Source organism: bacterium (assembly GCA_036382775.1).
In the GTDB taxonomy this organism is placed as follows: Bacteria; Hydrothermota; Tepidihabitantia; order SM23-42; family JAOAFX01; genus DASVHD01.
In genome coordinates, this window is sequence record DASVHD010000019.1 from 1 (window position 1) to 14361 (window position 14361).

Here is a 14361-nt window from a genome sequence, read left to right on the forward strand (position 1 = left end):
GGGACGGTATCGCCCCCTCTTCCACCTGTAAAGCCGGGAAGCGGGGATCGAATTCGTCACCCATGATCGCCGCGGTCTTAAGGAAAGCCACTTCCGCAGATGACAGTCTTTCAAGTCGTTCCCGGATCATGTCGCCAATCCGGTCCGGCACCTTTATGCGCGGATACGATTCTATGACACGCCATTTTTCGTGCTCGCTATCATAAAAAATAACGCCTTTTTCGAATAATGCAAACAAAAATTCTTTTAGAAACAACGGCAGGCCGCCGGTTTTATCCGCGATCCATTCGAAAAAATCGTAGTCAAGCGAATTCTGGAACAAGAGCTGGTTGACCTGGGATATTTCCTCTTCGTTCAACCGGTTCAGCGATCGCTTTTCTATCGGGGCTGGCCTAACTTGATCGAGCCATTGCTGCACTTCCGGTTGTTCCTGCCCGGCAAGTATCAAAAGCAACGGCATTGTCGAAATGTTCGGCAGCACATATTCAATTAAGGCACACCCATCCTCTCCTGAACGATCGAAATTGTCTATGATCAAAACAACCGGTGCAAGAGATGACAGATTATTGAGGAACTGGTAAAACATTTCTTTGATATCAGGCCGTTCGGCAGTAAGGTCCGCCGATTCCATATCAAACGGATAATAGATATCCAGCTCTGGGATCGACCGTTTGAATTCACGGTACATCGCCGGATCAATGATCCTGGTTATGATCCTCGAAGAATGGATGGCTCCGCGCAGGTAAACCCTTATCACTTCTGCTGCAATATCTCGTTGTTTTGATATGCCCGACTCGATATTTATCCGCAACGCGGTCATACCCTTTTTCAAATGCGCAAGGAATTCGCTGATCAGCCGCGATTTGCCGATCCCGGGTTCACCGGTGATCAACAGGCAGCACCCTTTATTGGAAAATGCCGAATCGGTTTTTTCGCCAAGTAAATCGATTGCCTTTTTTCTTCCGATAAAAGGCAAATCAATAGGGCTAGTGTTCTTCATGTCATTTATCATGAGGATATGACATCTTGCGAAATAACATGGTAAATTATCCTCTGTTTCAGTAAAAAATCAAGTACAATACGCGCATGTAGCCGCAGGCTTTAGCCTGCGATTACAAACGCGCACCTTAAAAGGTGCGGCTACAGTTTGATGGCTTTTCGTCAAGACGCAATTAAAAACATATCGCAACTTCTTCGGCGGAGTTGTAGCCGCAGGCTTTAGCCTGCGTAAAATTTAATATGATTGCTAAACATCGCGCAACCTGAAGGTTGCGACTACATGTACCCGATCAAATTTTGAACAATAAAAAAGTCGAGCGGTTGACACACCGGTAAAACTGACTAAAATATTTTAAAGGAGTCAACGCATATGATAGGAATTCTCGTCTTGATCGTATTCGCGATATTTATTATAGGATACAAATTTTACGGTGCATTCTTATCAAAACAAGCGCGTTTAACTAATGATAATCCAACCCCGGCGTGCCAGATGAACGACGGTATCGATTATGTTCCAGCAAAACCGCAGCTTTTATTGGGCCAGCATTTTTCGGCAATCGCCGCGGCTGGTCCGATCGTCGGCCCGATCCTCGCTTGCATATGGTTCGGATGGCTGCCCACCTTGCTCTGGATCGTGGTCGGCGCGATCTTCATCGGCGGCGTGCACGATTTCTCGAGCCTTGTCGCCTCGATCCGGCACAAGGCATCGTCCATCGGCGAGATCGTCAAATTGCATATGTCGCCGACATCCCATATCCTGTTTTTGATATTTGTCTGGTTCGCCCTGGTGTACGTGATCATCGCTTTCACTGACATCACCGCAAACACCTTCAAGACCATCAGCGACGGCCAGGCATTTGGCTCCGGTGTTGCCGCTTCTTCAATTTTATACCTGCTCGCCGCAGTGGCTATGGGTGTGCTGCTTTACCGGCTCAAGCTTAAACTGTGGATCGCGACCGTGGTCTTCCTGCCGATCGTGCTCTTCATTGTCTGGATCGGACCCCATTTACCTGTATCTATCCTTAATGCGTTCGGCTCTTTGTCGGTTAAACAATGGGACATCGTAATCCTGATCTACTGCTTTATCGCTTCGGTCATACCAATGTGGCTCCTTTTGCAGCCCCGCGGCTACTTAGGCGGCTGGTTCTTATACCTTGTAATCGCGATCGGTTTTATTGGCGCACTAGTTGGTGGTTTCCGTATAAATTATCCCGCGCTCAATGTCACGGGATTGAAAAGCGTGGTAACGGGTAAGCTCATCTTCCCGATCCTGTTCATCACGGTCGCGTGCGGCGCGTGTTCGGGATTCCACGGCATCGTCAGCTCGGGCACGACGTCAAAACAGCTGGCAAAGGAAAAAGACGCGGTACCGATCGGCTACGGCGCGATGCTATTGGAAGGAGTCGTGGCGGTCCTGGCGATGGCAACGGTCATGATGCTGGTACGAGGCGATCCCCTGCTTAAAAACGATCCGAACCTTATCTACGCGCATGGGATCGCTCGCTATCTGAAACTGGTCGGGCTCAATTTCAACATCGCCTTCCCGTTCGCCCTGCTGGCTTTTTCCACCTTTGTCTATGACACGCTGGACGTATGTACCCGGCTTGCCCGGTATATCATGCAGGAAATCCTCGGCCTGAGATCGACGGCCGGAGGTCTTATCGCGGCCGTGATCAGCCTGATCCTGCCGGTAGTTTTCCTTATGGCGACAAAAGAGAAAGGTTATCTAGTCGCCTGGCCGATCTTCGGGACAAGCAACCAGTTGCTCGCGAGCCTGACCTTGCTCGCCGTGTCAGTATGGCTCATTAGGACCGGGCGCAACGCTATCTACGCGATCCTGCCGATGATCTTCATGCTGGTCATGACCTTGTGGTCATTGATCACCTTTATCCAGCCTTTCATTAAAAATATTATCGGGGGCATAGCGTTAAAACCGGACATGACGATTTCCGGTATCACCAGTATCATTCTATTGGCTCTGAGCATTATGCTCATTGTTGAAGCGATACGCGTGTTCTTCTTTACCCCTCGCGAAACTACTTCAGCTCGCGACGCAAAGGGATCATAATGACGGCCTGGCGCGGCACGCTGACAAAAATCGACCGATACCGTTACCTGATCCCGAGATCTTACAAGGACGGCATGAGAACGGACGGGCTTATCTACGCGTCAGAGAAGATGGTCGACAAACTTACGGGTGACGATGCGCCGGAACAGGTGGCGAACGTAGCGACCCTGCCCGGGATCATGGGCTATTCGCTGGCTATGCCCGATATTCACTGGGGTTATGGATTCCCGATCGGCGGCGTCGCAGCGTTCGATATCAAGACCGGTATCATCTCACCGGGTGGCGTTGGCTATGATATCAACTGCGGGGTTCGGATGTTGAGTAGCAACCTTTCGTATAACGACATCCAATCCAAGATCAAGGAACTTATTAAGGTGATCTTCAACAATGTCCCTTCGGGTGTGGGCTCGACCGGCAAGATCAGGATCGACAACAAGGAAGTTAAACAGGTGCTGATCCAAGGTGCCGGCTGGGCATTAAAAAAAGGTTACGGCTGGGATGAAGATATTGAATTTATCGAAGAGCACGGTGCGCTTGAGGGCGCAAACCCGGACAAATTATCAAAAAGGGCGCTGGAGAGGGGCCGGCCGCAGCTCGGTACTCTGGGCGCCGGCAATCATTTTCTTGAAATACAGGTGGTGGAAGATATCTATGACGCTGAGGCAGCAAAGATCATGGGCATCACGGAGGAAGGACAGGTGACGGTCATGATCCATACCGGTTCACGCGGATTAGGCTACCAGGTATGCGACGACGCCGTCAAGATCCTGGGCAGCGTCACGCAAAAATACGGCATAAGCATCCCGGATCGGCAGCTTGCCTGCGCGCCCATTGAGTCGCCAGAAGGCAGGTCCTATTTCGAGCAAATGGCTTGCGCGGCGAATTACGCGTGGGCGAACCGCCAGTGTATCATGCACTGGGTGCGCGAAGCGTTCGAAAAGGTCCTGGGTAAAAGTGCGGAAGCGTTAGGACTGCACCTGATCTACGACGTGGCGCACAACATCGCAAAATTCGAAGAGCACGTTGTCAACGACAAGAAGGTTAAGGTCTGCGTGCACCGCAAGGGTGCGACCCGCGCTTTTGTCGCCGGTCATCCGGATGTGCCCCACAAGTACAAAAGCGTCGGCCAGCCCGTGCTGATACCAGGCGACATGGGGACGCATTCGTACCTGCTACTGGGTACGGAAAAGGCAATGGCTGAAACTTTCGGCTCTACCTGCCACGGCGCCGGCCGCTTGATGTCGCGCACTGCCGCCATTCGGAAGACCAAGGGCAGGAGTATAGAAAAGGAACTCATGAACCAGGGGATCTTCGTGATGTGCGCAAGTGACGAAGTGCTGCATGAGGAAGTACCCGAAGCTTACAAGGACATTGATATGGTCGTGGAGGCGGTCCACGGCGCCGGCATATCAAAGAAAGTTTGCCGCGTAAGGCCGGTGGGAGTAGTGAAAGGTTGAACAAATCGCCTGTAGACGCACCCTTCAGGGTGCGCGTTTTTTCTTCGCAGGCTAAAGCCTGCGGCTACAACGATTTATGAAAAAGACTGTACGGACCAAGATCACGCAGGCGCCGTCGTCGCCTGGCGTTTATATTTTCAAAGACGCTGAAAACAAGCCGATATACATCGGCAAGGCGTCCAGCCTGAAAAATCGCTTGGCTTCATACGTCGCGAAAGACGATCTGAAGCTTTCGCCGCTTCAGAATAATGCTCAGGATATTGATTTTATTGTTACGAACTCGGATGTCGAGGCACTCACGCTCGAAGAATCGCTGATAAAACTCCATAAGCCGAAATATAATATCAGACTAAAGGATGACAAGAAATTTCCCTATCTCAAGATCACGGTCAAGGAAGCGTTCCCCCGCGTGCTGTTCACACGCGACCTGACCGAGAATGGATCAATCATCTTCGGTCCTTACACGAACGCTCGGGCTTTAAGGCAGACCCGCGACGCTCTTAGCCGGATCTTTAAGATCGCTACCTGCAAAAAAGACCTGGCTAAATCCTTAAAACGCGTTTGCCTTGAGTACAGTATCGGACGGTGCAGCGGACCGTGCGTCGGTAAGATCAACAAAGATGACTATGAAAAATTAGTTGATAAGACAATCCAGTTCTTGAAGGGCAATTCTGATGAGCTGTCCAGGATATTGGAAAAACAGATGTGGGACCTCGCGCAGAATGAAAATTTCGAAGCAGCCACCGCTCTCCGCAACCAGCTGCTGGCGATCCGGCGCATTACCCAACGCCAGCAGACCGTTACCAGCGACATGATAAGCCGCGATGTCATCGGTATGTCACGTGCCGGTACCGGCTGCGCCGCGTGCTTGATGAGGATCCGCGAAGGCCGTCTTTTATCCAAAGAAACGTACCATCTCAGCATCCACCCTGCCGACACGGACCGGGAGATCGTAAGCGCGTTTATCCGCCTGATTTATACGCATATCACATTCTTACCAGAGATCATCCTCGTGCCCGATGACCCTGACCAAAAAGATATCCAGCTCGAATGGTTCAGGAACAAAAATCGGGAGACCAGGATCCAGCGCGCACGCGGCAAACAGGAACTCCAACTTATAAAATGGACTACACGCAACGCCGAGATCGAACTCGCGGGTTGGGTATCTTCTCGCGGCCGCATCTCACCATCGCTGATCGACCTGCAAAGCGCGTTAAAGCTCGATACACCACCCCGTCTGATCGAAGCATTTGATATCTCGAACTTGCAAGAAAAATATGCGGTCGGGTCATCGGTAGCCTTTAAGGACGGCAGGCCGTTCAAGCAGATGTACCGTCACTACCGGATCAAGCGCGTGCAGGGGCAGAATGATTTTGCCATGATGCAGGAGATCGTGTCGCGCCGTTTCCGGCACCGGGATGCGGTCCTTCCCGACCTTTTGCTCATCGACGGCGGCAAGGGCCAACAGAGCGCGGTCATCGAGGTGATAAGGATCCTCCAACTCGGGATCCCGGTCTTCGCGCTCGCCAAAAGAACCGATGAACTGTTTTATCCGGACGGCAGCATGTTAAATATCCCGTCAATGTCGCGCAGCGTCATTCTGCTTAAAAAACTGCGCGATGAAGCGCACCGGTTCGCCATCGGGTATCACCGGAAGGTCCGGGGAAAAGAGTTTATAACCTCGGCGTTAGATAAAATTTCCGGAATCGGCAAGTTACGGCGCGTGAACCTGCTGAAATATTTCGGCAGTTTTGAAGCGTTAAAAAAAGCGTCTGAAGAAGAGATCGCAAAAGCGCCCGGGATCGGTCTTAAGACCGCCCGGGTGATATACGAATCACTGCACTCGTGATCCGACACTTAAACAGATTAACAATTGATACACGATACATGATCCATGATAAATTGTGTAAACTAGAAAGACTAAATAGACTAGAAAGACCAGATAGACAAAAATCTATTTCTTCTTTATACTGATTACTTCTACTATCTTTCCCCACATATGAAAGCTTACCTGGTTTTCCGCTGGTCTAACGACGAATTGCACCTTAAGCCCGTCGATTTTGAAATCATCGCTAAGATTCAAGGGGTCATAGTTGTTCCCGTCATCGCCCACGATCCCGTAAAAACCGCCTTCCAGTCCCAGTAATTTCACCGTGCCCGTACCCTGGACCGCGCCCGGAGGCAGTTTATGGCAGGCGCAGGATATGGTTAAACAGAATAATAATGCAATGCTAAAGCCAAGAACTATTTTCATAAGATCTCCTTTCATTTATTCTGTGCAACCAAATGTAGTGGTCGAGCTTGCTCGACTTAATGCCAGATGTGCAGAGTAAATTCTGCCACTACAGTTTCAGCGCACCCTAAAGGGTGCGGCTACATACCTTTGGTAATCCCTCACCCTTTCCCTCTCCCTTTAAAAGGGAGAGGATTAAGGTGAGGGTTGAGCTTACTATTACTCTACCGTTACAAACTTCTGCGTCGTCGACCCGAACACCTCGGGCTCGTACATCTCTTCGGCCTTGGTCGCGGGTGCAAGGAAAATACCCCCAGTTCCCGCCCTTACGTAATAGATCTGGGTATGCTCGCCCGGGAACAGCTCCTGCGCGAAGAAAAGCATCTTGTCGTCGTACTGCTCCTCATGGTCGAACGAACCCCACCAATGACCAGCTTCCTCGTACTGGTCATCCCAGTACTTTTCCCGGACCTCCCGCGATTCGGTAGCGAAGAAAGTCTGCACCGGTTCGAACCCGGCCGGTAATGGGTCATCAACGACCGCGAAAATTCTGGTTTCAGGGACCACGATATGCAGGACGACCTTATAAACGTCTCCTCTTTTGAATTTTTTGACTTCGCGTCCTTCCAGCGTAAGGATCTCTTTCCATACGTAGAATCCTTCGTCAAAAGCGATCGGGTTCTCTTTGAAGGCGTAGAACATTCGCAGGGTGTAGTAAAGGCGCCCGGTCCCGGTTTTTGAGATCCGGATCGGCAACAGTTCGTTCTTTTTGACATCATCCAGCGGTACGCTGAAATACTTGGGCGGCTCGTTGGTCCTGCCTTTAAAGCTCTGCTTGATTATTTCCTTTTCGCCGAGCAGAACTTTCGCGACAAAATCAGGTTCATCCTTTTCATATTTCATATAATATGTCTGGAACGCGTCAAAAACAAAAGCGTTCTCGTGGGTCGTCGGTCTGGTTTTCTTGCCCCGTTCGGAAACGAGCCAGCGGATGACCTGGTCCTTGTACGGAAAATCGATATCAAGTTCAGTAAAGGTCTGAATGACAAATGCGGTAACCTTTGCCGGCGACGGGAATGTCCAGCCACCCCGGTTCTCGCTCTCTTCGAAATGCGCCGTGGTCGGAGACATCTTGATCTTGTTCGTGATAATACGAGCCAGTTCGCTCTCGAAGCGCTGACCCATCCCGCAATTTCTACCCGCTTTCATCAAAAGCGTTTTCCCGAAGATCGGGATCTGGTCACGGCGTTCGAATAGTTTGGACGCGTATGACGCTTCCTGCTTGCCCCAGAGGCTTAGGGAATAAACGCAGAACGACAGCGTGGTCAGCCGCGCATCCTCATTATACGGGTATGTCCAGTCATAGTCACCCCACCTGAGAACGAGTTCGAGAAAATCAATGCCGCGGTCGATCATTGTCTGGTTCACGTTATAACCGGCGTCACGGGCTCTTTTTAGCACGTACATGGTATACGCAGAAAGGTAGGGACAGGGATAAAAGCTTTCCTTGAAGTATAGGAAACCACCGCTATATGCCTGGTATAAGGGGACATCGTCGATGACCTTCTGGACGGTGTCGCGCAGCGCCTTGCCGGTTACGGGCGCGAGTTTAAACTGGTTGATGATGCCTTCACCGACGATAAGCGGCAGGATTCTTGACAGTCGTTGTTCCAGGCAGCCGTACGGATAATCGAGCAGGTGATCAATGCCCCTTTTCATGCCGGCAAGGATTGACGAAGACAGGTAGATATCAAGCCTACCGAGCGAATCGAAAATGTTATCCGGCACAACGATGCCTTCGAGGGCGGAATCAGGGGTCGAGGAAAAGGTCGCGACCGCTTCAACGAACGGCGGCAGCTTTACCGGGATCGTCAATTGCAGCGCGTCCTGTTCCTTGCCCATTGCCGCTTTGAACTTGAACACGGCATTGCCGATCTCTTCGGCAGTGAACGGGAACAGCACTTCGGCGCTGCCATTAGGTTTTAAAACCACTTCTCGGCTGGATTTGTCGGTCGACAGTTTGATACCCTGTGCCATACATTCAACGCGCGCCCTGTTCTCCGTATTAGTACGGTTATGCAGCACAACCCCGGCGTTGAACGCATCGCCCACTCTGGCAAACCGTGGGATCGATCCGGTCACGATGAACGGCAGGTTCACGGTGAACGTCGATTCGGCGGATCCGAAGCCGCTTGATCTTGTCTGCGCCACTAGCATGATACGGAACTTTGTAAGGTTGTCGGGCAGGGTGAAACCAATCTTCCCTTTACCTTGTTTATTGGTTCTGAGATCCGCTTTGTAGAAAACTGTCGCGAGGAACTTTTGCCGGTAAGGGATACCTTCGGTCGGTGCGGCCTCCAGACCTCCCCCGCCCCGTTCCTCGCCTTTTTCACCATAGTTCCTTTCACCGAGGATATTTACTCTTGATTCTATGGTCCGGACCGACAAAGAACGCGGACCGTAGAAGTATTCAAACGGATCGGGTGTGGAATAATCAATAAGATTAAGAACGCCCAGATCGACTACGAACAAACTGACCTCGCATTCGGCGACAGGCCTGCCTTCGTGGTCCTTGACGTCGAAGGACACATTGACGCTGTCGCGTGGTCGGTATTCAACCCGGTCGGAAAAGGCTTTTACTGACAGGTGTTTCTCCTTGGTGTCGACCGCGAGGTTCACATATCCCATCTTGAACTGCGGTTTGCCCAGGTCTTCCTGCTTTTCCTCATCCCAGGTCTGGTCTTCGACGCGGCCCCGCAACATGGTGACGCAAACATAGATGTTGGGAAGGTCGATCGATCTGATCGGAACTTCGATATAATCGGCGTTGCCGCGCAGTTTCTTCGTGAATTTTCGCATCACAAGTTCGCGCTCGACCGTTACCAAAGCTTCCGCGGAATCATACGGGGATTTTACCAGGATCCGGGCTGTATCGCCCACCTGGTATTTGTCCCGGTCTGGAACGAGTTCAATGATATCATCGTCACGCATCGCCCATCCGGCATAGCCGCTTCCCGCAATATAGTAGTATATCTTAGTTGCGGTACGCCGGCCCTTATCGTCACGGGACTGGGCGTCCACGTAATAGTAACCGGGCGCGTCGGGTATTAAACGGATCAAGGTTGAATCCAGGCGGCTGACAGCCTTTTCCTTCTTCACTTCCTTGTCGACCATTTCGGACACCCATTCGTATCGGCCGCCCAGCCTTGCCTTTTTGATCGACTGCCATTCTCTTTTCACGATGCTGATATCGATCTTCTTGTTTGCGAGTTTAATGCCGGCCTGGTTGATCGCGATCGCGCTCAGTTTTACGGTATCTCCCAGCACGTACAAAAACGAAGATGTTTTGAGACCCACGAGAAGGTTCGACGGAAAAGCGATCCAATTTTGCCGGCCTGACAATGACTGCTTGTTGGGTGCGGTGACGGTACCTTCGAGCGTCAGGGTAACCGGCGACGCGATATCCTTGGCGGACAGTTTGACTTTGACCGGACATAATCCTTTATCATTTAGCTTGCCGCGGCCAGAACCCAACACACCCCGGCTGATCTCTTCGTAATAGCCTCCGAACGAATAGTCCTTGTGCATGGGGTAGCTTACGTACCGGTAATCCTGGTACAGGTCCCAGTTCACCTGGGCGTCCCGCATGGGCATGCCGAAGAGATACCGACCTGCGACATTGCCATTGAACGTTTCGCCAGCGAAGAAAGTGTCCCTTTCCGCGTAGGTCTTCACTTCGAACTCGGCGGGCCGGTACGCTTCCACGCGGAACGAACCGTATGCCGAATATTCGGTCCCTTCAAGTTCGGTCCGTATCGAATATGGACCGGTAGCAGCATCATCGGTTAGATCGAGATCCAGCGCGAAAGATCCGAAAGAACCCAGCGCCATGGTTTCATTGAGGATCTCTTCATCGCGTGAATTACGGATAATACAGGTTGCCTTGCTGGTCGGCGGCAGTATCCATTCGCCTTTTCTTTTCTTCCGGAAAATTCCCTTTATATGGACCGTCTCGCCGCTCTTGTACAGACCTTTTTCAGTGAAGATGAAACCGTCATACTCCTCAGCCTGAACGTTCCAATTATACGATATATTGAAACGCCAGGGATCGATCCCGAAATACCACTGGTTGGAATAGACGGCGTTATCATCACCCCTGGATACGGTCAGCCAGAATTTTGGCTCGTAATAAGAGGTATAGGAATCAAGCTCATACTCGTTTTCATATTCGTAAGTGCGGCTGTAGCTCTTCATCCTGAGTTCAGCCCAGCCAGGGAATTCGCAGAGGCCTTTGGCGTCGCTATAGCCCTGCCACAGCACGTTGTTCTGGTTGTCGCGGAACTGCACGCGGGCGCTGCTGATCGGCCGTGTGTCGGATAATGATGTGATCCACACGATATTGTTTTCCGGCGCGTATTTCCATGTCACCCCGATATCACCCGTTTCGACGAATGCCTTTAAGTACCGGTACTCGGGATAATTGCCGTATTGACCGAGATTATCGAACTCAATGTATACCAGACCAGCCTGCCTTATCTTGAGCACATCTTTGAGCAGGATCGGATATCGCACTTTTTTGTTCCGCTCTTTTTCAAAAGTATTGACCGCCCAGGACCGGTTGACGCTGAATATTTCAGGCGCATCGTACGCAGCATAGGCGTTGAAGACATCCGGCTGATTCAGGAACGGAACCGCGTTATCAAGATCGATAATACCCATGGCCAGGTCAACGGTATCGACGTTCACGAAGGTCGCAGGGTACTTAAGATCATTCCGCGACTCGACGATATTGACTCCGGTCGGTATCTCGGCGAACGGGAGATAATCGCCGATATGTATGCGGAAGTCGTAGTCGCGGTCAAGATTGTTCCCGAACTGATCTTTCAGTTTCTTGCTTATCCTTACCCCGTAATCACGGTTAAGTTTAAACGGAAGATACAAGCGCGGTTCGGTCGTCGTGTATGTTTCGTCAATGTAATATTGGGGGATCGAATCGATCGGCGGGTTGAATTCGATGAACTTCACAAGTTCGTTGACCGCCACGGGATTGGAAAAACAGAGCTCAAGGGGATAACCGCCCGTGATCTCTTCTGATTCGCCGATGAGCGCAAAAATATTGTAGGTATTGAAAGACATCGTGCGTTCGTCGCCGGTCCCCAGGTTCCCGAATTTTGCCATTAAACCGGTCTGCATCATCACTTCGATCTGCGACTCTACAGGGAACGGTTTGGTCGGGACAAGGACAAGCGCGTTTTCGTTTATCCAGTCTTTCAAAGGCCAGTCTTTCTTTTCATTGTCGCGGAGCGTTCTGACGCTGAACGGGATAACCTCCTGATAAGGGGGAAATGATGGCTCCTTGTTGCCGCAATAGACGTATGACGGCATGGCGTGATTGGCGGTAATGGATATCTTACCTTTGACGTTTTCGGGCGCCATTGGCATATTGAACTGCAGGTAGATAGCGCCGTTGATATCGATAAAGGTCGAACCATAGTATGGCAGTGAGTTCAAGAGGTACGGTCTGACCGATTCAAAATTCCAGGTCGTGTCATGGTCCAGCCGCATGCCCGTGAGAGACTGGATCTTGTCTTTCTTCAGCGTGACCGTATATGCCGTGGCCGGCTGCAGTGTATCCGCAGGGATAAATGCCAGGGTTCGCGAGCCCATCCACCGGTATTTACCTTTGATCGGTGGGTTGAATTCCAGCGGCCCTCTTGTTTCGTCGCGCGGTATCGCCTTTAAAGGCGTCATGGTCTGATTAAAGCCCACGAGGATCTTGAATGTCTCCCGTTCGCCTTCAACCGAACCGCTGGGCGACGCTAGCGTCACTCGCAATGGGATCTTTTCACCGGCAAGCGTCTGCTGGGCTGTTATATCCAGGTAACTTTTGGGTCTTTTTTTGCAGGACACCGTAACCAATAATAAGATCATGCCGCATATAAATAACTTCTTCATTACCGCCTCCCTATGTTATTGCATTATGTGACGACTATTTAAAACTAAAAATATTTCGGATCAGGCCCGGCAACCGATGGAAAAACATCACGGCTTCAATATCACGGTGATCAGGCGTCCATATATAGCGCGCCAGCCCGAATTGCGCTAATCCGTACCAACCCAGGACAAGCTGTCCGATCGCGATATAACCGGTCGCCAGCTGACCCAAGCCGAACACCGTACCGATCGCGACCTGTGCGATGGCAGTCAATCCGATAATCATCTGGCCAAAACCAAATAATATGCCGATCCCAAACTGGGCAAAGGTAATAATCCCTATGCCAAATTGACCGATGGCGATCACGCCCTTGGCGACGCGCAGCCGGCCTTTTTCATCCCTTCCAACAGCGATGTTTATCAGGGGGAAACCATAAAAAACGGGTCCGATCTTGATATCGACACCTCTGCTTTTAGCGGGTTTGACGTCAGGATTTACTGAACCGCAATACGGGCAAAATTTGAATTCGGGATTGATGTCTTTCCGGCAAGCCGGGCATTTGGTCATTGGTATCCTAGATCCAGTATACATAAATTACTTACAATATTAGTCAAATAAGAATTAGTGTCAATGATAATATATCACCGCTGACTTTTGCGTACCGCTTATCATTATGGAATCATATTGAAAAACGGCGCTGACTTTTGCGTACCGCTTATCATTATGGAATCATATTGAAAAACGGTATTATCAGAGCTCCCCGTGCGGTTCGGGGATCTCCTTTTTGGATAATAATAATATACCGATGACCAGCAGAAGAAGGCCGATGCCCTGCATTAGTGTTATGTATTCCCGCAGGACCAAAATACCCAAGACCGTGGCGAAAAACGGCGTTGATAATTCCAGAGCGGCGACTTGAGCCGCCTTGATGCGCTTCAGCCCTTCGTAGTAGAACACCGTACCAATGCCGATAACGATCCCCAGCATGACCTGGTAAGGATTGACGATCCTGAGACCGCGCATTAAAATGATATATAATATGAACAAAACACCTGCGAATAAAAAACGATAAAACGCCACTACACCGGCATCTAATTCTCTCAGGTATTTGCGTGTCGCGATCGCGGTGGTCGCCCATGCGACGGTCGCGGCGAGAACAAAAGCATCACCGACCGAACCAAACTTTAGGGCCAGCAAGTTAGGAATGCTTTTAGTGGTCACTAGGACACCCGCACAGATCATGGCCGCGATGCCGGCATAATCATACACCGTCAATCGGTCTGACCGCAAGACAATGAACCCCATTACGACAATGAATAGCGGTTGCATATGGCCGATCAGGACAGCGTTGATCACCGGTACCCTGGTCAAGGCATAGGTGTACATAAGATCGGCAAAAAGCGTGGCAGCAAGCGACAGGTAAACCAGCCAGGGGAATTGGCGCCGGGATATCACAAAAGGATTTTTCCCCCTTAATAAAAGATACACGGTCACGACGCTGAAACAGAATATGATCCTGGTAGCGAACGTTCCGAGATAATCCGTGGTCTGGTACGAGAGCTTTGCCAGGATCGGTTCAATCCCCCACATGACGCTGGCAGCGAGGATCGATAACACACCAGCAGTTTTGTTCTTCAGGGTTATGGTCATGGCTCCGGCCTTTTGAAGT

At 50.8% G+C, this 14361-nt stretch carries 8 protein-coding genes; 3 read left to right on the forward strand and 5 right to left on the reverse strand.

Annotated elements, in window-relative coordinates; genetic code table 11:
- A partial coding sequence (locus tag VF399_03040; GenBank protein HEX7319318.1) for an AAA family ATPase occupies positions 1–1000 on the reverse strand: 1000 nt, incomplete at its 3' end.
- Between the two features lie 369 nt (positions 1001–1369).
- Here VF399_03040 and VF399_03045 point away from each other — a divergent pair.
- The 3 genes from VF399_03045 to uvrC all read left to right on the forward strand — a co-directional run bounded on the left by VF399_03045 (position 1370) and on the right by uvrC (position 6373).
- Positions 1370–3067: a carbon starvation CstA family protein gene (locus VF399_03045; GenBank protein HEX7319319.1), complete on the forward strand. Its 1698-nt coding sequence runs from the start codon at positions 1370–1372 to the stop codon at positions 3065–3067.
- Complete coding sequence (locus VF399_03050) at positions 3067–4524, forward strand: RtcB family protein (GenBank protein ID HEX7319320.1); 1458 nt, start codon at positions 3067–3069, stop codon at positions 4522–4524. The genes VF399_03045 and VF399_03050 overlap by 1 nt, the downstream gene beginning before the upstream one ends.
- A 76-nt stretch (positions 4525–4600) precedes the next feature.
- Positions 4601–6373 (forward strand): excinuclease ABC subunit UvrC, encoded by a 1773-nt coding sequence (gene uvrC / locus VF399_03055; GenBank protein ID HEX7319321.1) that lies wholly within the window; start codon positions 4601–4603, stop codon positions 6371–6373.
- Positions 6374–6478: 105 nt separating this feature from the next.
- On the opposite strand, the gene VF399_03060 is transcribed toward uvrC, so the two are convergent.
- The 4 genes from VF399_03060 to VF399_03075 form a co-directional block, all read right to left on the reverse strand.
- On the reverse strand, positions 6479–6778 hold the full coding sequence (locus VF399_03060) for a hypothetical protein (GenBank protein HEX7319322.1): 300 nt from the start codon (positions 6776–6778) through the stop codon (positions 6479–6481).
- Positions 6779–6976: 198 nt separating this feature from the next.
- Positions 6977–12712, reverse strand: a complete 5736-nt coding sequence (locus VF399_03065; GenBank protein HEX7319323.1) for an MG2 domain-containing protein — start codon at positions 12710–12712, stop codon at positions 6977–6979.
- 34 nt (positions 12713–12746) lie between these two features.
- Positions 12747–13259, reverse strand: a complete 513-nt coding sequence (locus VF399_03070; GenBank protein ID HEX7319324.1) for a zinc ribbon domain-containing protein — start codon at positions 13257–13259, stop codon at positions 12747–12749.
- 183 nt (positions 13260–13442) lie between these two features.
- The gene (locus VF399_03075) at positions 13443–14342 is read right to left on the reverse strand and encodes a DMT family transporter (GenBank protein ID HEX7319325.1); all 900 of its coding nucleotides are present in this window, start codon (positions 14340–14342) and stop codon (positions 13443–13445) included.
- Positions 14343–14361 lie beyond the last annotated feature (19 nt).

Bases quoted from the DNA above. Each gene is read 5' to 3' on its own strand.
- VF399_03045 (HEX7319319.1), top strand. From the start codon at position 1,370: ATGATAGGAATTCTCGTCTTGATCGTATTCGCGATATTTATTATAGGA.
- VF399_03050 (HEX7319320.1), top strand. From the start codon at position 3,067: ATGACGGCCTGGCGCGGCACGCTGACAAAAATCGACCGATACCGTTAC.
- uvrC (HEX7319321.1), top strand. From the start codon at position 4,601: ATGAAAAAGACTGTACGGACCAAGATCACGCAGGCGCCGTCGTCGCCT.
- VF399_03060 (HEX7319322.1), bottom strand. From the start codon at position 6,778: ATGAAAATAGTTCTTGGCTTTAGCATTGCATTATTATTCTGTTTAACC.
- VF399_03065 (HEX7319323.1), bottom strand. From the start codon at position 12,712: ATGAAGAAGTTATTTATATGCGGCATGATCTTATTATTGGTTACGGTG.
- VF399_03070 (HEX7319324.1), bottom strand. From the start codon at position 13,259: ATGACCAAATGCCCGGCTTGCCGGAAAGACATCAATCCCGAATTCAAA.
- VF399_03075 (HEX7319325.1), bottom strand. From the start codon at position 14,342: ATGACCATAACCCTGAAGAACAAAACTGCTGGTGTGTTATCGATCCTC.